This is a genomic window from Pantoea sp. AN62, assembly GCF_050432985.1.
Classification (GTDB): Bacteria; Pseudomonadota; Gammaproteobacteria; order Enterobacterales; family Enterobacteriaceae; genus Pantoea; species Pantoea brenneri.
Window position 1 is genome coordinate 377,980 of sequence record NZ_JBNPYB010000001.1, and the last position, 19,745, is coordinate 397,724.

Sequence of the window (19,745 nt, forward strand, 5' to 3'; positions counted from 1 at the left end):
TTTATGACATCCCGCACCCTGGCGCTCTATTCAGCAAGGAATCGCAATGCGAAAATTTAATTACGCGTTAGTTTTAATGCAATTGGTTATTCTAGCCAGTACCGGATCCGCCTTATGGCTTCACCCGGTTAAGGCGGCTGGTTTTATTGACGATTCTTCACTGGGCGGTAATCTTTTTTACTGGCAACGTCAGCGTGATCGAAAAGAGATCGACCCAAACAGTGAACACAACGGTGAATATCGGGCTAACCTGCACCACACTACGCTTAACGCTAATCTCGACTTCCAGTCAGGGTACGCCGCCGACTGGCTGGGCCTCGATCTCGCCGTGTTCGGTGCAGCCGAACTGGCCCACAGCGGCCCGGCCGCACCGAATGAAATTGGCTTCAGCCGGGCACGTAATCGCTGGGATGAAGCGTGGCAGGGCGACACCAGCGGTGCCTCGCTGTATAAAGCGGCGCTGAAAGCCCGATATCAGGACTACTGGTTACGGGCGGGTTATATTCAGCCAGCCGGACAGACATTAGTTGCGCCACACTGGAGTTTTTTACCCGGCACCTATCGCGGCGCGGAAGCCGGTGCAATTTATGATTTCGGCCAGGCGGGCGAATTATCGTTTTCATATCTGTGGAGCGATAAATATAAAGCCCCCTGGTATCGTGATTTATATCATTTCCGACAGGCAGATGGCGTAACGGATATTCGTTACCTGCATGCTTTCGGCGTTAAATATGATTTCAAAAACAGTCTGGTGCTGGAAGGCGCTTTTGGTCAGTCAGCTGGCTATATCGATCAATATTTTGCTAAAGCGTCGTGGACAATTCCACTCACTGGCAACGATCTGCGAACCAGTTATCAATTTTACGGCGCGCAGGATAAACAACATGGCGGCGCGAGTAATGCCAGTGATGTTTATGACGGCCTCGCCTGGTTACAGGCGATCACCTTCGGCTATACCGTCGGCCCGGTCGATTTGCGGCTCGAGGGCAGCTGGGTCAAAGCAGAAGGCAATCAGGGCTTCTTCTTACAGCGCATGACCCCAGGCTACGCCAGCTCCAATGGCCGCCTGGATATCTGGTGGGATGCCCGCTCTGACTGGAACGCCAACGGTGAAAAAGCAATCTTTGCCGGTGCCCTGCTCGATTTAACGCCGTGGCAGCTGGCGGGATGGAAAGTGGGCGGTTCCTGGGTCTGGGGCTGGGATGCAAAGCCTTCCAGCCAACCCGCCTTCGATCAGCGCCAGCGGCTGACTGAATCAGCCTGGAACCTCGATCTGATCTACCAGATTCAGCAGGGTCGCGCCAAAGATACGCTGTTTAAGCTGCACTACACCCGCTACGACAATCACAGCAATCTGCCCAGTTACAGCGGCGGCTACGGCAACATTTTTCAGGATGAGAAGGATATCAAGCTGATGGTAATCGCGCCTTTCACCCTGTTCTGACCTTGCGGCTCTGACCCGGCTATCGCTTCTGCCGACATAAGGATAAAGAAAATGGTAAACCCACGTTTTTTCGCGCTCAGCCTGCTGAGCGTTGCTCTGGCCAGTCACGCCAGCCTGTCCGACCAGCAGATTGTTAATCAAATCAGCCAGTTCGGCGTCACTTATCAGGTGACCGATAATCTGGCTGCCCTGCATGGCACAAACTGCGCCGCACTGGGTGCCGACTGGTCTTCCTGTAACCGCGCCACCATTACCCTGACCAATCATGGCCCGGCGCTGACCAGCAAAAACTGGGCAATCACCATGAGCAACGTGCACCAGACGCTGCGGGTAGATAACGACCAGTTTAAGATGACGCACATTGTTGGCGATCTGACACGCCTTGAGCCAACCGACAAGTTCACCGGTATTGGCGCGGGTGAATCGGTGACGATCCCAATCGTTAACGAGTACTGGCAGCTATTTATCACCGATGTGATGCCGCGCTGGTATGTGACCGCCGGAGAAGCGACGCCAAAAATTATTGCCAGCACCGACAGTGAGGATCTGAGTCAGTTTGTGCTGCCCTTCGGCGATAACTGGCGACGCAGCGCCGACGACCAGAACATCCTGATGCAGCCGGTCAGTCGTTTTGATAAAAATAGCGATATCGCCACCCTGCCGGCCTCGGCGTTGCGCGGTCAGATCAGCCCGACGCCGCTTGAGGTCAAACTTCACCCGCACGATGCCACGCTCAGCGACGGCGTGAAGCTGTCGCTTAACGGGCTCAACACAGCCACTCGCCAGGTAGTCAGCCAGCACTTCGAACGACTGGGGGTTAAACAGAGTGCAGCGGGCTACGCGATCGCCAGCGAAATCCGACCCGACCACTTCAGTGGCAAACTGGCGAAGTCCGGTGCCTACCAGCTGAATATCAACAGCCGCAGCGCCCGAGTGGTGGGCTACGATGCCGCGGGCGCTTTTTATGGCCTGATGTCGATTCTGTCGCTGGTACCCGCCGACGGCACAGCGCAGATCGCCACGCTGGAAGCGCGGGATACGCCGCGTTTTGCCTATCGCGCCGCCTTCCTTGATGTGGCGCGTAATTTCCACAGTAAGCAGGCGGTGCTGCGGTTGCTCGATCAGATGGCGGCCTGGAAGATGAACGTTTTCCACTTTCATCTCAGCGACGATGAGGGCTGGCGCATCGAAATCCCCGGCTTACCGGAATTAACCGGGGTGGGCAGCCAGCGCTGCCATGATGTCAGCGAGCAGCACTGCCTGCTGCCGCAGCTCGGCTCCGGGCCGTTTAGCGACAACAACGGCAGCGGTTACTTCAGCCGCGCCGACTACATTGAGATTGTGGAGCATGCCGCGGCCCGCCATATCACCGTGATGCCGGAGATCGATATGCCGGCCCACGCCCGCGCGGCAGTAATTGCCATGGAGGCGCGCTATCAGCGGCTGATGCGCGCCGGGCAACCCGAACAGGCCAGCGCATATCGCCTGCGCGATCCGACCGACGATTCCAATACCACCTCGGTGCAGTTCTACGATCGTACCAGCTACCTCAACCCGTGCATTGATAGCTCTCTGCGCTTTGTCGACAAAGTGATCGGGGAGATGCAGGCGATGCACCGTCAGGCGGGACAGCCGTTAACCCGCTGGCAGTTCGGCGGTGATGAGGCGAAAAATATCCGTTTTGGTGCCGGCTATTCCGATCGCCAGCACCCTAAGCCCGGCACTGGCCTGCGTGACTGGCAACAGGAAGATCAGCCGTGGGCGAAATCGCAGGTCTGTCAGGCGCTGGTGAAAAGTGGCAAAGTCACCGACCTGACCCACCTGCCGAGCTATTTTGCGCTGGCGGTAAGCAAGACGGTTAACCGGCACGGTATTGGCAACATGCAGGCCTGGCAGGATGGTTTAAAGGACGCGCAGAACGCCCGCGCCTTCGCCACGCCGCGGGTGGCGGTCAATTTCTGGGATACCCTCTACTGGGGCGGTTTTGACAGCGCCGGCGACTGGGCGCAAAAAGGCTACGATGTGGTGATCACCAGCCCGGATTACCTCTATCTGGATTTCCCGTACGAAGTGAATCCACTTGAGCGCGGTTATTACTGGGGCACCCGCTTCAGCGATGAACGTAAAATATTTGCCTTCGCGCCGGACAACCTGCCGCAGAATGCCGAAACCTCGACCGATCGCGACGGTAAATATTTCACGGCTAAATCGGATAAGCCGTGGCGCGGTGCCTATGGCATCTCGGCTCAGCTGTGGAGTGAAACCGTGCGCACCGACCCACAGATGGAATATATGATTTATCCCCGCCTGTTCGCCGTGGCGGAACGCAGCTGGCATCGCGCCAGTTGGGAGCTGGACTATCAGGCCGGACGCGAATTTATCGGCGGCCAGACCCGTCTGGTCGATCGGCACGCACTGCAGCAGGACTGGCAACGCTTCGCCAATCTGCTGGGACAGCGTGAGCTGGCGAAGCTGGATAAATCCGGTATCGGCTACCGCCTGCCGCAGCCTGGTGCGAAAATTATCAACGGCGTGCTGACGATGAACGTGGCGCTACCGGGCGTGACGCTGGAGTACAGCCTCGATAAGGGCAGCCACTGGCTGCGATATGATGCCATCCGACCGCCGGCGGTAAGCGGTGCGGTGCAGATCCGCTCGGTGAGTGCTGATGGCGAGCGTCACAGCCGGGTTGAAACGCTGTAAGGCACAGTGGTAGTTGAAGCGGTCAGCCTGCTGCCGGATCGGTATAGACCCGGAGCAGTGCGCCGCGATGAAAGGCCGCTCGGCATGAGATAAAAAAGGCCGACATGCGTCGGCCTGATATTTATGACAGCAGCTGCTCGTCGGAGGAGGCTATTGCCGCCTGCGGGCGACGCTCGATGATCATGGTTTGCGGCGTAGAGAGCATAATGCCCTCTTTACGCAGGCGGGTCAGAATATCAAACAGCAGGTCGCTCTTCGCCCCGGAGATCTGGCGCTGCCCGGCTACGTTGCCGGTCACGCTCAGCACAATCCCCTGCTGGGTCAGATCCTTAAACGACACCGACGGCTCTGGCGTATCCAGAATGCGTTCGTTTTCGTTATAGACCTCCAGCAGGATATCGCGAACTTTAGAAGGATCGATATCCAGCGGGAAGGTGAGCGTAATCGTTACCACACCCTGCGCATTACCCATGGTGGCGTTACGCACGTTCTGCGAGATGAACTGCGAGTTCGGCACGATAACGGTGGATTTATCACCTAGCTGGATCTCGGTGGCGCGCACGTTAATCCGGCGGATATCGCCTTCAATACCGCTGATGGTCACCAGATCGCCCACTTTCACCGGACGCTCGGTTAACAGAATCAGCCCCGAGATAAAGTTCTTCACAATCTCCTGCAGACCAAAACCGATACCGACCGACAGCGCACTGACAATCCACGCCAGTTTGTTCCACTGCAGCCCCATGATCGACAGAGTCAGCAGGATAATCAGCACGTAGCCAATGTTGCTGAACAACGTCACCAGCGACACCCGCATGCCAACATCCATGGTGGTTTTTGGCAGGAAATCATTGTCCAGCCAGCGGCGAATCGACCGCAGCACATAGATGCCGACCACCAGGCAGACCAGCGCATTGACCATATGCGCCGGAACAATATTCAGCGACTCCAGCCCTTTACCGCCCCAGAACTCAATCGCTTTTTGCAGCAGTTCAATCGGGGTCGAAGAGGCGAAAGTCCCGTTCAGCAGCGCCAGCACCACAAACAGCACCAGCACGGTTTTACCGAGGGCCGTCAGCAGGGTGGCGGTTTGTTGCAGATGGCGCTCGTTGATGTTCAGCGAGCTCTGGATGCGTCGTCCGGAGGAGTTACTGGTCGAAAACAGGCTTTCGCAGCCATCACTCAGCAGATGGCTGAGGAAATAGAACGAACCAAACAGCAGGCCGCACCAGATCACCTCATAACTCAGGAAGCGTGCCAGCGTTACGTAGCCAATAACCAGCGACAGCAGAATCGCCAGCGCCGTCAGGGTCAGGCCCATCTGAATCAGCCCGACCAGCGTCGATCGCGCTTCCGGCGGCGTGCCCGCCTGCGTCATGCGGCGGCGAACCCGGTTGGTGCGGATGCTGATCGCCAGCGCGGTGCTGCCAATCAGTAACGCCGTCAGGCCGTTAGCGAAGATAGTGGTGTTCAGGCTGGTGCCGACGCTGTAGTTAAACGCCTCCACCGTCTGGAAGATAAACACCAGTACGGCAGTGATCGGTGGGAAAGGCTTCAGCGCCATCGCCACTTCATTAGAGATAGTCGGCAGGCGCCAGCTTGGCCGGCGGGTAGACAGAAACGCGCGGCCCAGTCCGGCAATTAAACCGCAGAACACGCTAAGCTGAACCAGACGATCAACAAAATCCTGTACGTTATCTGACACGTCATCACGGCGGGTAAATGCCAGCGCGATAAAGTTGAAGGTCAGGACCACCGCCACCAGCGTGGTGATGGCAATCGCTGCCGCAAGGAAACTGCGACGCAACCGCCCTTCCGGCAATTTATGAATGCTGACCCAGGCAAGAAACTCTTCGCTGTAGCGGCGGCCAATCGTCATCACCAGCAGCGCTGCCAGTAGCCAGGCCACGCTGCCAAAACGCCAGCCCGGCTCCCACGACAGCGCCGCAGTATCCTGCAGCTCCTGCAGAAATTCGCTGATTTTCTCGCCGTCCAGATCCTGGCTGCTAAGCACCGGTGCCCAGAAACGCGGTCCGAGGATGCTGCCCGAGTTGAGCGCCAGCTGGCTCTTAAGCTGATCGCGACGCAGGTTAACGATTTGCGATGAGAGCATCAGCGCACCGTTTTTGATGCCCTCTGCCTGTTTGATCTGATCGTCAAGCTTGCTCTTCTGATTTTCCAGCGCATTACGCTTGCGCGTTACCTCCGGCGTCTCTTTCATGCCGCTGTCCGGCTTCGGTGCCGGTCCCAGCACCGCCAGTTGAGCATCAAGCTGCTGGCGATCGGGCAGCAGAGCCTGGCCCAGCGTGTCGGCGTTACCTGACAGCTCCAGCGCCATTTCATTCAGCTGTGTCAGCTTGCTTTCGCCGGTATCGCCCGAGATCTGGCTTTTGATTTTATCGAGGATCTTCTGCATCTTAGGCAGTTCGACCGCGGCGTTGAGCTTTGGTGGAGCATCTTGTTCTTGTGCGGCACTCGCCGCATCATCCGCCGCCTGCGACCACGCCGGGGCAAACGCCACCAGAGCCAGCATTAACAGCGCAAAAAGGGATCGTAGCTTAAACATATCAGTGAGATTCCAGCAGCATAATCAGGCGATCTACCCTCGCCATTCGCGCGTAGTGTAGGGCTTTGCAAGCGATGAAACTATAGGAATAGCGGGCAATTATTGTTCCGTATTCAGGCTGTTCCGGCCGCAACGGAAACCACGGGCCTCCGTTGCGGCTGGCGGGCGGATCACGGCGGTTGCGGCCGTGTCGCCCTCTGGTGCAGCCCAGAACATCACCGGAGCGCCTGAGGCGCTACACCGGCGCGGGTCTACTCAACCCCGGCACTGCTGGCACCATTGCTGGCAACCTGACCTGATTTCTGTTTTTTGTAGGCCAGCGCGGCAGCAGGAACGGGTGCAGCCTTGCCGGTTTCGATCCAGTCGCGCAGGCGGTTGGCATCGGCGAAGTGGGTATATTTACCAAAGGCGTCCAGCACCACCAGCGCCACCGGGCGATTGTTGATCATGGTGCGCATCACCAGGCAGTGTCCCGCCTCGTCGGTGTAACCGGTTTTGGTCAGCTGAATGCGCCAGTCATTTTTGTAAACCAGATGGTTGGTATTACGGAACGGCAGCGCGTAGCTCGGATGGGTAAATACCGCAGTTTCTTCTTTGGTGGTGCTGAGTGCGCCAAGCAGCGGATATTCCCGCGTTGCCTTCAGCAATTTAATCAGATCTTCAGCATTCGAGACGTTTTGCGTTGATAAGCCCGTCGGCTCAACGTAACGGGTATGTTTCATGCCCAGCGCGCGCGCTTTGGCGTTCATCGCCTGGATAAAGGCGTTATAACCGCCCGGATAGGCATGCGCCAGGCTAGCAGCGGCGCGGTTCTCCGACGACATCAGCGCCAGTAACAGCATATTGCGGCGGCTGATCTGGCTGTTGAGTTTGACGCGAGAAAACACCCCACGCATTTCCGGCGTCTGGCTGACATCGACCGTCAGCATTTCATTCATCGGCAGGTGCGCGTCCAGTACCACCATCGCGGTCATCAACTTAGTGATCGAGGCAATCGGCCTGACGCGATCCGGATGGCTGGAGAACAGCACTTTATTGGTGGTGAGATCGACAATCATCGCGCTGCCAGAGGCAATCTGCGGTTGCGCAATCGGCGCCATTTGCGACAGTGAAGTTGCCGCCTGCGCGGGGAGTGCGATCCCCTGCCCGGAAACGAGCAGCGCCAGCGAGAACAGAGTGAAACGAATTTTTGCAGGCATCACAGAAAAAAGACCCGGTTGAAATTGTGCGCTGTGTCAGACACAGGCCGCCGGCGTCAAGGCAGTCAGAGCGCGGGCTGGCAGCAGCATCATACGCTGAAGGTTAAGAAATTTCCTGGTGAGATTGTTTCCGGGCGTTAAAAAGCAGGCTGCCGTCAGACCGGCGGCAGCCGCAGATCAGAACAGGCGTGGTCCGTAACCCCACAGAATCACGGTCATCGCCAGTAACACTTCAAATACCAGCACGCCAATTGCCAGCGTTGAGCCGGAAAAACGCAGGCTCTCTTCACGGTCAATATTGAGGAACAGCGGAATGCCGATATAGAGCAGATAGCCGGTATACACCAGCGCTAAGGCACCCACCAGTACGCAGAGCCAGACCAGCGGATAGAGCGCCACCAGCCCGCTAAGAAACAGCGGCGTCGCAACGTAACCGGCAAACACGGTACAGCGCTGCACGCCTGGCCGTTGCGGATAATTACGGGCCATCCAGTGGATTACCCGGCCCATCACCGCGACGCCACCAAGAATAATCAGATAGAACAGAATACCCAGCCCGATCCCGGTCGCCAGATTCAGTTGCACAAACTGCCCCTCGCCCAGGTTCCAGCCCAGCTGGGTAGTGCCGATAAAGGCGCAGATAACCGGAACGGCCGCCATCAGCAGGACATGGTGGGTGTAATGGTGCGAGACGCTCTCATTCTCTTGCTTGATATGGCGCATTTCCTGATTCGGATGCGCCAGAAGTCCCCAGACATGGTTCATACAGTCACTCCTCTGATGCAAAGGGCTGCCCGGAACGGCAAGAGGGTCTCTGAGGGCAGCGACACTTCAAGTATAAACGGCAGTACAACTTTCGTGGCGGCTGGGCAAAAAAACAGCAAAAATAAGCGCAGTGGCGGTCGGCGGGCGGAAGCGAAGCCAAATCGCGTATAGACTTAAGCAAACAGCCATAAACAGGGAGTGCCATTTTGCATTTGGATATCAACGGATTAATTACCCAGTACGGGTATCTGGCGCTGCTGATTGGGTGTATCGCCGAAGGGGAAACCTTTACCCTGCTCGGCGGTGTCGCCGCACATGAGGGACTGCTGCACTATGCTGGCGTGGTGGTGGCCGCGATGGCCGGCGGCATCATCGGCGATCAGTTGCTCTACTGGATTGGTCGCCGCTACGGTGCGCGCATTCTGCGGCGGCTTAAAAAACATCAGGATAAGGTGGTCAAGGCTAACCGGCTGATCAAGCGCCGGCCGAGCCTGTTTGTGATTGGGGTGCGCTTTATGTATGGCTTCCGCCTGATTGGCCCGATCATCATCGGTGCCAGCCGCCTCAATCCGATGAAATTTTTCATTCTCAACGTGATTGGGGCGGCAATCTGGGCACTGATTTTCGTCACCCTCGGCTACTTTGCCGGCGGCATCATCGCTCCGTGGCTGCACAAACTGGATCAGCACCTTAAACATCTGCTGTGGCTGGTCGGTGCCATTGTGTTTGCCTTTGTGCTGCGCTGGGTGATCCGCCGCTGGCATAACCGTCGGGCCGATCAGTAACCTTTAAACTGCGGATTCGCCAGCATGAACCCGCCATCGATGATAAACGACTGGCCGGTGGTGTAGGTCGCCCACTCGGAGCAGAGCCAGGCCACCATGCTGGCAATTTCGTGGGTGTCACCGGGACGGCCAGCCGGAATTTCCGGCATCTTCACCTGGTGCGCATCCTCATCGGTCATCTTGTTCATCGGCGTGGCGATAGCGCCGGGTGCCACCGCATTGACCAGAATGTTGTGCGGCAACAGGCTCAGCGCCATCGATTTGGTCAGGCCGCCGGCCGCATGTTTTGCCGCCGTATAGGCCACCGAACCGGGCAGCGGCGTATGCTCATGCACCGAAGTGATATTGATAATGCGTCCGCCTTCGCCCTGCTCAACCATCTTGCGGGCAGCAATCTGGCCGCAGACAAACACGCCATCGACATCCACTGCGAAGGTTTTACGCCAGTCTTCATAGGTGACATCGAGGAAATCCGCTTTGAAATTGGCACCGGCATTGTTTACCAGCACATCGATCCGGCCAAACTTATCGATCAGCTGTTGCAGTGACTGACCGCCCCGTTCAGGGTCAGCCAAATCGAGCTGAATAATTTCGGCACGCCGGCCAATCTCCCGCACCCGCTGTGCGGTGCGCTGCGCGCCCTCTTCGTCTGAACGCCAGGTGATACCAATATCGAAGCCCTGCTCTGCCAGCATTTCGGCGCAGCGGCTGCCAATGCCTGAGTCTGATGCGGTGATAATAGCGACTTTGCTCTGGGATGTGGTCATAACGGCCTCCTTTAGGAAAGTGTCATCACCAGTATAACCGTCCTGAAAAATTCGCCCGCCGTCAGCGCCCCTTCGATTAATCAGACGCTGATCCGATCGCTACGCTGAATTAACCCTCTGTGCCAGGCCGCCGCCGACGCTGCCGCCTCGACTATAGTTAGCAATGACACTAACAGGGAGACCAGGATGAGTAAGGTAAAACGCAAGATTGAGGACCACGGCGTGATTGGCGATTTGCGCACCTGCGCGCTGGTCGCCAATGACGGTACTATCGATTATCTCTGCTGGCCTGAACTCGACAGCCCTTCGGTCTTTTCCGCGCTGCTCGACAGTGATGACGCCGGGCTTTTCTCTCTGGCCCCGGACTGGCAGGACGTGCGCCGTCAGCAGCTCTACCTGCCCGATACCAACATTTTACAGACCCGCTGGCTGGGCGATGAGGGCGTGGCCGAAATCACCGATTACATGCCGATTTGCGATGATGATGCCAAACTGCCGCGGCTGATCCGGCGGGTAAAAATGGTGCGTGGTAAAGCGCGATTCACCATGCTTTGCTCACCCCGTCACGACTACGCCCGGGCGCAGACCCGCGCCGAAGTGCAGCGCGGCTGTATCGATTTTCATGCCGAAGGCCAGCCCTCGCTGCGCCTGGCCGCCACCGTGGTGATGACGCTGGAAGAGAACAGCGCCACCGCCAGTTTTATCCTGCAGGCCGGCGAGCATGCTGAATTTGAATTTGGCAGCGTCAACGATGCGCACATTGAAGCGCTCTCCACTGAACACTGTTTCGAACAGACGCTGAATTACTGGCGTCGCTGGAGCGCCCGCAGCACCTATCAGGGCCGCTGGCGCGAGATGGTACAGCGTTCCGCCCTGGCGCTTAAGCTGCTGACCTCGCATCGCCACGGTTCGATTGCCGCCGCCGCCACTTTTGGCTTGCCGGAAGAGCTGGGTGGCGAGCGCAACTGGGATTATCGCGCCTCGTGGATCCGCGACGCCTCATTCAGCATGTACGCTCTGATGCGTCTTGGTTACGTCGATGAAGCCAAACATTTTACCCAATGGGTCGGACGCTGCGTCGAAAACAGCCATCACGATGAGATGCGCCTGCAGGTGATGTACCGGCTGGACAGCGGCACCGAACTGCATGAAATGGAGTTGCTCAATCTGTCGGGCTACGGCGATTCACGCCCGGTGCGGATCGGCAATGATGCGTGGCAGCAGACCCAGCTGGATATTTATGGCGAACTGATGGATGCGGTCTATCTCGCCAATAAATATGGCGAAGCTATTTCACAACGCGGCTGGCTGCACGTCACCCAAATGATCGACCGGCTGTGCGACAACTGGAATCAGCCGGATGCCGGTATCTGGGAGATGCGCGGCCAGCCGGAGCATTTTCTTCACTCACGGCTGATGTGCTGGGTGGCGATGGACCGCGCGCTGCGTCTCGGCATGAAGCGATCGTTACCGATGCCGTATGAGCGCTGGGATCGGGTGCGCCGCGAGATCCGCGAAGATATCTGGGCCAACTTCTGGAACAGCGAGCGCGGCCACTTCTCCTCTACCCGTCACGGCGATCATCTTGATGCGTCGATGCTGCTGATGCCGCTGGTGCGTTTTGTCGGCGCGACCGATCCCGACTGGATTGCCACGCTGGATGCCATCAAAGCCAATCTGGTCAGCGACGGCATGGTGCGGCGCTACAACATTGATGAAACGCCGGCTGACGGTCTGCAAGGATCGGAAGGCTCGTTTGGCGCCTGCTCCTTCTGGTATGTCGAATGCCTGGCGCGCGCTGGCCGGATTCAGGAGGCGCATTTCGAATTTGAAAAGCTGCTGAGCTACGCCAGTCCGCTTGGACTCTACGCCGAAGAGTTCGACAGCCGCGGACACGCTTTGGGCAATACGCCGCAGGCGCTGACCCATCTGGCGTTAATCAGTGCCGCCTTTTTCCTGAACCGTAAACTCAGTGGCGAGGTGACGTTGTGGCAGCCGTGAGTGCGGCTTTTTACGGCGGTAAGCGGCTGAAAAATGCCGATATAACACGGTAAGTTACGTAAAGTATTTCAGGCAGGTTAAAATCCTGATTCACATCGTCAGATTAATGAACATATAATGCGCAGCAGGTCACATTGGCCAGCATGGGTTCGACACATTGACAAGCCTGAAACATGGCGATAAAGACTTGTAAAATATGAAAATGAGCATTCGCGCGTTCGCTTCAATCGCATTGGCTTTGGCGGCGTTTAGCCAGTCAGCCTTTGCTGTGGTTTACCCGTTACCGCCGGCCAACAGCCGATTGATCGGGGAAAATATCGAGATTACTGTTCCTGAGGACAGCAAGTTGCCGCTGGAAGCCTTTGCGGCGCAGTACCAGATGGGCCTCAGCAACATGCTGGAAGCCAATCCGGGGGTTGACGTTTATCTGCCAAAGGCTGGCAGTAAAATGATCATCCCACAGCAGCTGATCCTGCCTGACGCACCGCGCGAAGGTATTGTGATTAACAGCGCTGAGATGCGTCTCTATTACTACCCGAAAGGCAGCAAAACCGTGGTGGTGTTGCCGATTGGTATCGGTGAACTGGGTAAAGATACCCCGATCAACTGGACCACAACGGTAGAACGTAAGAAAGATGGCCCGACCTGGACGCCAACCAAAGCGATGCACGCAGAATATGCGGCGCGCGGCGAGAATCTGCCTGCGGTGTTCCCGGCCGGTCCGGACAACCCGATGGGGCTGTATGCGCTCTATATCGGCCGTCTGTACGCGATTCACGGTACCAATGCCAACTTCGGTATTGGTCTGCGTGTCAGCCACGGTTGTGTGCGTCTGCGTGCCGAGGACATCAAATGGCTGTACCAGAATGTGCCGGTCGGGACACGCGTACAGTTCGTTGATCAGCCGGTCAAAGCCACCGTTGAGCCAGACGGATCGCGTTATGTTGAAGTACATAACCCGCTGTCGACCACCGAAGAGCAGTTCAACTCACGTGAACTGGTGCCGATTACGCTGACGCAGGCTGTCAGCAAAGTGCTGGTAGACGCCAGTGTCAATCAGGACCAGGTGAACGGTGCCATTCAGGGCCGTACCGGTATGCCGGTAAAAGTGAACGGTGTGGAGAACAACATCCAGACCGCGCCGGTTGACGTGCCAGAGAACCCGCAGGCTGCGCCACAGGAGCAGCCGATGACGCCGGTGACTTCGCAAGGGGCTAACACCGACGCCGCGCAGCCACAGCAGCCCGCCGCTGCCCCTGCGCCAGCCACGGCCGATAACCCGTCGTAATCGCCGTTACGCTCACCGAAGCCAGCGCCTGTCGCTGGCTTTTTTATTGCCTGCGTTAGCGGTTTTTTTCGTTGCTCTCCTTCCCCGCCTCCCGATTACCCACCGCCCGCTGAGCCTGTCGCCGCGCCCGATCGCCCGCCAGTCCGTCATGTTACTGTCATACAAAGCGCGTATCACACTGCGTTGTACCGGTGCAAATCAGCATCCGGCATCAGCAACTCGAGGTACACCATGAGCGAAAACAGTCTCTCTTCTTCCTCATCGACCCGGCGCCCTGATTTCAACGGCAAAAGCAGCCGCTTTAGCAAGCCGCTGTTTTTCATTCTGCTGGTGGCCGGGCTGGCCTTTGCTGGCCTGAATCTGGTCAATGATGTTGAACAAACCAACATGCCGGTGACCAGCTATCTGCCGTTCTTTTTGCTGGGACTGGCGCTGCTGATCGCGCTGGGCTTTGAGTTCGTCAACGGCTTTCACGATACCGCCAACGCCGTCGCCACGGTGATCTATACCCATTCACTGACCCCAGGCACCGCAGTGATCTGGTCCGGCATCTGTAATTTCCTTGGCGTGCTGCTCTCCAGTGGCGTGGTCGCTTTTGGCATCATTTCCCTGCTGCCGGTCGAGCTGATTCTGCAGGCCAGCAGCGGCAACGGCTTTGCCATGGTTTACGCCCTGCTGTTCTCGGCGATTATCTGGAACCTTGGCACCTGGTATTTCGGTCTGCCCTCCTCCTCTTCGCATACCCTGATTGGTTCTATTATCGGCGTCGGCGTAGCGAATGCGATGCTGCACGGCCGCAGCGGCCTGAGCGGGGTCGACTGGGATCAGGCGCTGAAGGTCGGCTATGCGCTGCTGCTGTCGCCGGTGGTCGGGTTTGTCTGCGCCGGGCTGCTGCTGTGGGCGATGAAGCTGTTTATCCGCAATCGCCAGCTCTATAGCGCGCCGCAAAACGACCAGCCACCGCCGGTCTGGATCCGCGGCCTGCTGATCCTGACCTGTACCGGCGTCTCCTTTGCGCACGGTTCAAACGACGGTCAGAAAGGAATGGGGCTGATTATGTTGATCCTGGTCGGCACCATGCCGATCGCTTACGCCCTCAACCGATCGCTGCCCGCCGATCAGATCCCGCGCGTCGCGGCATTAACCGAAGTCACCGAACATCAGCTGCTGCAACTGCAGCCGGCCGCGCCTCAGCCGCCGGCCGCCCGCGACGTGCTGATCGGGTTTGTTGGCAGCAGTCAGTTCAATCCCAACGTGTTACCGGCGCTGGCGATGACGCTCAGCGAGATTGGTGACCAGATCCGCCGCTACGGATCGATGGAAAATATCCCGGCACAGTCGGTAGCCAACACCCGTAACCAGATGTACCTGGCGTCGGAGTCGATCAAGCACCTGCAAAGTGCCGAAGTGAAGCTGCCGGAGGAGACCGAACGTAACCTGAAAGCGGTCAAAACCGAGCTGGACAGCGCCACCCGCTTTATTCCGATGTGGGTAAAAGTGGTGGTGGCGATTGCGCTGGGGCTGGGTACCATGGTCGGCTGGCGACGGATTGTGGTGACGGTGGGCGAACGGATTGGTAAAACCCACCTCAGCTATGCTCAGGGGGCCAGCGCCGAGCTGGTGGCGATGGCGACCATTGGCGCTGCAGATGCCTTTGGCCTGCCGGTTTCCACCACCCACGTGCTGTCGTCGGGCGTGGCCGGTACCATGGCGGCCAACCGTTCCGGTTTGCAGCTATCGACGCTGCGTAATCTGGCTATCGCCTGGGTGCTGACGCTGCCGGTGTCAATTATGCTCTCCGCCCTGCTCTATTGGCTGTTTATTCATCTCTGACAGCCTGACACCGGCTGGCGCTTAGCCTGCCCGCCGGTTTTGCCAGTAAAGCCGCAGCGTAATCAACAGCGCACCCAGCACCATTAGCGCTGCCGCCAGATAAACCGACTGCATTCCCCAGTGACCAATGAACAGTCCGGCCACCGGACCGGTCAGCCCGAGGCCCAAATCAAGAAAGGCGGAATAAGTGCCCAGTGCCGATCCCTGATCCTGACGCTCGACCCGTTTGACCGCCTCGACGCCGAGCGCCGGAAACACCAGCGAGAAGCCGCAGCCGGTGAGAAAGGCGCCCGCCCCGACCAGCCAGGCACTGTCGGCCTGCCAGATGATGAGCAGCCCCAGACACTCCAGCAGAAAAGAGAACAGCGAAACCTGCAGCCCGCCAAACTGGGTGATAAACCGGCCAAAGCCGAGGCGCACCAGCACAAAGCCGAGACTAAACACCGACAGCGCGTAGGCCGCACCCTGCCAGTCACGGCTGGCAAAATAGAGGGTAATAAAGGTGGCGATGACGCCGAAACCGATGGTGCCACAGCCGAGCGCCAGGCCATACAGCCAGACGCGGGAGAAGACCCGGTGAAACGGAATTCGTTCGCCAACGCTGACGGTGACCGCCGGTTTGCGGCTGGCCATCAGGTAGCCGCCTATCCCCATCAGCGCAATCAGTCCGGCAAAGCCGCTCATGCCAAATCCGCTGTTGAGCATCACCCCAAGCGGCGCGCCAATCGCCATGGCCAGATAGGTGGCGACGCCGTTCCACGAGATGACGCGTGCGGTCTGCAGCGGGCCAACGATATTCATGCCCCACAGGGTTGAGCCGGTGCTGCTGAAGCTTTCGCCGACGCCGAGAAACAGCCGCCCCAGCGCCAGCAGCGCCAGACTCAGCCACGGCCATTCGCTCAGCAGCGCAGCAATAATGGTCAGTACGCCGCTCATGCCGCAGCAGAGTAATCCCAGCATCACCACCCGTTTTGGACCGAGGCGATCGGCCAGCCGGCCCGACTGCGGACGACTGAGTAAGGTGGCAAAATATTGAATGCTGATGATCAGCCCGGCGACAAACGAACTGAACCCGAGGTGATTTTTGACAAAGCCTGGCAGTACCGCCAGCGGTAGTCCAACGGAGAGATAGCAGAAGAAGGTGAAAACAATGACGGAGAGGATACGTTTATTGAGCTGGCTGTTGCTCAATACGGCGACATCAGACATAGCAGGCTTGTAAGGTAGAGGAAATTTTCCCCACTATACCGTCAGGCTGCTAACGGGTCGCCTGATTTTTTATCACAAACCATGAACAACAGCGTGACAATCGATGGCGCGGGCAATCGTATCTGAGGATTTTAACGCGCGGATTTCACTGAATAAACCCTCGGCTTCGCCGTAGGCTTTGCGCAGATAACCGAGCCACTGTTTGATGCGCGCAACGTGATACAAGCCGGTATCACCCTGCTTTTCGAGACGGGTATATTTTTGCAGTAATTTCACTACCTCAGGCCAGGCCATCGGCGGTTCATTATATTTTACTACCCGACTGAGATTGGGGATGTTCAGGGCACCACGGCCCAGCATCACCGCATCACAACCGGTAATACGCAGACAGTCCTGTGCGCTTTGCCAGTCAAAAATCTCGCCGTTGGCGATCACCGGAATCCGCAGCCGCTGGCGAATATCACCAATCGCCTGCCAGTTGATGGCGTCCGCACGGTAGCCATCTTCTTTGGTCCGGCCGTGTACCACCAGTTCGCTGGCTCCCGCCTGCTGAACCGCGTCGGCAATCTCCAGACTGCGGGCGCTGGAATCCCAGCCAAGCCGCACTTTGACCGTCACCGGTAACGCTGCCGGTACCGCTGCACGCATTGCTTTCGCACCGCGATAAATCAGATCGGGATCTTTGAGCAGGGTCGCCCCGCCGCCGCTGCCGTTGACCAGCTTTGAGGGACAGCCGCAGTTGAGGTCGACACCCCACGAGCCGAGTTCCACCGCACGAGCGGCGTTCTCTGCTAACCATTCGGGATGCTGCCCCAGCAGCTGCAGACGCACCCGCGTGCCGGATGGCGTGTGGCTGCCATGATGCAGCTCGGGGCAGAGACGGTAGAAGGATTTTACCGGCAGCAGTTGATCGACCACGCGCAAAAACTCGGTAATGCAGAGATCGTAGTCGTTCACTTCCGATAACAGCTGGCGCACCAGCGAATCAAGCACGCCCTCCATCGGCGCCAGTAAAACCCTCATACTCAGACGTTTCCGGTACGCTTCGCTGCCGGACGACGCGGACGGGCAGCAGGCCGGTCACCCTGTGGAGCAGGCTGGCTCTGACGACGCGCCTGAGGACGCTTTTCGCCGGATGAGCGTGGCGCACCGGCACCTTGTCCACCCTGACCACGACCCCGACCGCCGCCGCCGGCACCGCCACGCGACTGCTGCTGACGGCCGTTGATGATCGGCTCAGCTTTAATGCTCGGATCGGGCTCGTAACCGGCAATCGCCAGGCGTGGGATCTCACGCTTCAGCAGACGCTCGATGTCACGCAGCAGTTTATGTTCGTCAACGCAGACCAGCGATAACGCCACACCGGTAGCCGCGGCCCGACCGGTACGACCGATACGGTGGACATAATCTTCGGCGACGTTAGGCAGCTCGTAGTTCACTACGTGCGGCAGCTCTTCAATATCAAGGCCACGCGCTGCGATGTCGGTCGCAACCAGCACACGAATGCCGCCGGACTTAAAGTCGGCCAGCGCACGGGTACGGGCACCCTGACTTTTATTGCCGTGGATAGCGGCGGCGGTGATGCCATCTTTACCCAGCTGCTCAGCAAGGTGGTTTGCGCCGTGCTTGGTACGGGTAAAGACCAGCACCTGCTGCCAGTTACCTTCGCCGATCAGCTGCGACAGCAGTTCCCGCTTACGCTTCTTATCCACGAAGTGAACCTGTTGCGCCACCTGCTCTGAAGCGGTGTTGCGACGTGCCACTTCCACCAGCTCCGGATTGGTCAGCAGTTTCTCGGCCAGCCCTTTGATCTCGTCAGAGAAGGTGGCGGAGAACAGCAGGTTCTGGCGTTTGGCCGGCAGACGCGCCAGCACGCGACGGATATCGTGGATGAAGCCCATATCGAGCATGCGATCCGCTTCATCCAGCACCAGCACTTCGACCTGAGACAGGTCAACCGCGTTCTGTTGCGCCAGATCCAGCAGACGACCCGGGGTCGCAACCAGAATATCGACGCCGCCACGCAGTTTAAGCATCTGCGGATTGATGCTGACGCCGCCGAACACCACCAGCGAACGCAGCGGCAGATACTTGCTGTATTCACTGACGTTCTCGCCCACCTGCGCCGCCAGTTCACGGGTCGGGGTGAGGATCAACGCCCGTACCGGACGACGACCGCGCACCGCGCCCGCGTTGGCAGAGAGTTTTTGTAATAACGGTAAGGTAAAGCCGGCCGTTTTGCCGGTGCCGGTCTGGGCACTCGCCAGCAGATCGCGGCCTGCCAGCACCACAGGAATCGCCTGGCGCTGGATAGGTGTAGGTTCGCTGTAGCCTTGTTCGGCAACAGCGCGCAAAATATCGGCACTCAGGCCGAGAGAGTCAAAAGACATTAAGTGTTTTACTCCGGTCCGCTCTGGCCGTGATTCACGGTGTAGTTTTCAGAGGGATAGTGACGCCAGCTGGGGCTAACGCGTGAAAAGGGCACAAACTACGATGCGTAAGCGGGCGAGTGTAACAGCTTTAACCGCAGTGTGCGAGATAGCTCACATTTCCTGACATAACTTATCTCGATGAGAAACAGCAGGACCGGCCTGAATGCGGAGTCATAAACAGGAAGGCCACCTTGCGGTGGCCTTCAACTTAGCTACGTTTTTTCTCAATGCGCCGCGGCGGCTCTTTCGCCAGCAGCGACACCAGCGCCGGACCCAGCAACATCACTACGCCAAGCGAGGCCAGCAGCAGGTTGTTGTGGAATATCCGCGACACCAGAAACAGTGTCATCATGGCCGCGCCAAAGTAGTAAGTGGTGGTCGCTTCTTCAAGATAATCACCGAGAGTACGTAAACGGGCAGTGCGTTGCGTAACCAGCATGGCGATAAACACCAGCGCATACGTGGCCACCAGCGTGCTGCAGACATCGACCAGTGCTTTATGTTTCCAGCCCCAGATCAGCGCAGCAATCACCAGTAAATGCATCGCAATGTGCACATACGTCTGACCCGTGATGATTTGAATACGATTAGACCATTTCATTCAATTCTCCTGGCAGACCCAACAGGTCGCCCAAGTGCTACCGGCACAAGCCGGAAACGGTTTCCTCAATGTAAAACAATTTTCGGATAACGCCTTAATTATCGCCCTTCCTCACCACCCATTTGTGACAAAGACTACACTTTGATTCTATT

The 19,745-nt window shown here is 57.9% G+C and carries 14 protein-coding genes; 6 read left to right on the top strand and 8 right to left on the bottom strand.

The features are described from left to right. Positions 1-76 precede the first annotated feature (76 nt). Together chiP and FHW04_RS01830 are read left to right on the top strand one after the other, a co-directional pair. Positions 77-1,444: a chitoporin ChiP gene (gene chiP, locus FHW04_RS01825; protein ID WP_227021874.1), complete on the top strand. Its 1,368-nt coding sequence runs from the start codon at positions 77-79 to the stop codon at positions 1,442-1,444. Positions 1,445-1,495: 51 nt separating this feature from the next. After that, positions 1,496-4,147 carry a beta-N-acetylhexosaminidase gene (locus FHW04_RS01830; protein ID WP_179420044.1) on the top strand — a complete coding sequence of 884 codons (2,652 nt, stop codon included), beginning with the start codon at positions 1,496-1,498 and terminating at the stop codon, positions 4,145-4,147. Positions 4,148-4,268: 121 nt separating this feature from the next. On the opposite strand, the gene FHW04_RS01835 is transcribed toward FHW04_RS01830, so the two are convergent. The 3 genes from FHW04_RS01835 to FHW04_RS01845 all read right to left on the bottom strand — a co-directional run bounded on the left by FHW04_RS01835 (position 4,269) and on the right by FHW04_RS01845 (position 8,677). Then, on the bottom strand, positions 4,269-6,713 hold the full coding sequence (locus tag FHW04_RS01835) for a DUF3772 domain-containing protein (RefSeq protein WP_069728061.1): 2,445 nt from the start codon (positions 6,711-6,713) through the stop codon (positions 4,269-4,271). 251 nt (positions 6,714-6,964) lie between these two features. Continuing rightward, on the bottom strand, positions 6,965-7,912 hold the full coding sequence (gene pbpG, locus FHW04_RS01840) for a D-alanyl-D-alanine endopeptidase (RefSeq protein ID WP_031377411.1): 948 nt from the start codon (positions 7,910-7,912) through the stop codon (positions 6,965-6,967). A gap of 177 nt (positions 7,913-8,089) precedes the next feature. Next, positions 8,090-8,677: a Yip1 family protein gene (locus FHW04_RS01845; protein ID WP_031377412.1), complete on the bottom strand. Its 588-nt coding sequence runs from the start codon at positions 8,675-8,677 to the stop codon at positions 8,090-8,092. Positions 8,678-8,883: 206 nt separating this feature from the next. Here FHW04_RS01845 and FHW04_RS01850 point away from each other — a divergent pair, with 206 nt between their 5' ends. Beyond that, the gene (locus FHW04_RS01850; protein ID WP_069728060.1) at positions 8,884-9,462 is read left to right on the top strand and encodes a DedA family protein; all 579 of its coding nucleotides are present in this window, start codon (positions 8,884-8,886) and stop codon (positions 9,460-9,462) included. On the opposite strand, the gene FHW04_RS01855 is transcribed toward FHW04_RS01850, so the two are convergent. Then, on the bottom strand, positions 9,456-10,229 hold the full coding sequence (locus FHW04_RS01855) for an SDR family oxidoreductase (RefSeq protein ID WP_031377414.1): 774 nt from the start codon (positions 10,227-10,229) through the stop codon (positions 9,456-9,458). The two genes, FHW04_RS01850 and FHW04_RS01855, sit on opposite strands and share 7 nt — an antisense overlap. Positions 10,230-10,415: 186 nt before the next feature. Between FHW04_RS01855 and FHW04_RS01860 the strand changes: the two genes are divergently transcribed. The 3 genes from FHW04_RS01860 to FHW04_RS01870 all read left to right on the top strand — a co-directional run bounded on the left by FHW04_RS01860 (position 10,416) and on the right by FHW04_RS01870 (position 15,351). Then, entirely contained in the window at positions 10,416-12,230 is a 1,815-nt protein-coding gene (locus FHW04_RS01860) for a glycoside hydrolase family 15 protein (protein WP_089561123.1), read from the top strand. Between the two features lie 196 nt (positions 12,231-12,426). After that, positions 12,427-13,518, top strand: coding sequence for a L,D-transpeptidase family protein (locus FHW04_RS01865; RefSeq protein WP_031377416.1), 1,092 nt, complete (start codon positions 12,427-12,429; stop codon positions 13,516-13,518). A 231-nt stretch (positions 13,519-13,749) separates the two neighbouring features. Continuing rightward, entirely contained in the window at positions 13,750-15,351 is a 1,602-nt protein-coding gene (locus tag FHW04_RS01870; RefSeq protein WP_031377417.1) for an inorganic phosphate transporter, read from the top strand. A 21-nt stretch (positions 15,352-15,372) separates the two neighbouring features. On the opposite strand, the gene FHW04_RS01875 is transcribed toward FHW04_RS01870, so the two are convergent. From FHW04_RS01875 to FHW04_RS01890, 4 genes are all read right to left on the bottom strand, one after another. Beyond that, positions 15,373-16,560, bottom strand: a complete 1,188-nt coding sequence (locus FHW04_RS01875) for an MFS transporter (RefSeq protein ID WP_046288440.1) — start codon at positions 16,558-16,560, stop codon at positions 15,373-15,375. Between the two features lie 72 nt (positions 16,561-16,632). After that, positions 16,633-17,583, bottom strand: a complete 951-nt coding sequence (gene dusC, locus FHW04_RS01880) for a tRNA dihydrouridine(16) synthase DusC (protein WP_089561124.1) — start codon at positions 17,581-17,583, stop codon at positions 16,633-16,635. Positions 17,584-17,585: 2 nt separating this feature from the next. Next, positions 17,586-18,950, bottom strand: coding sequence for an ATP-dependent RNA helicase RhlE (gene rhlE / locus FHW04_RS01885; protein WP_069728057.1), 1,365 nt, complete (start codon positions 18,948-18,950; stop codon positions 17,586-17,588). 250 nt (positions 18,951-19,200) lie between these two features. Next, a complete protein-coding gene (locus FHW04_RS01890; RefSeq protein ID WP_069728056.1) occupies positions 19,201-19,593 on the bottom strand; it encodes a YbhQ family protein in 393 nt (130 codons plus the stop codon). Between the last annotated feature and the right edge of the window lie 152 nt (positions 19,594-19,745).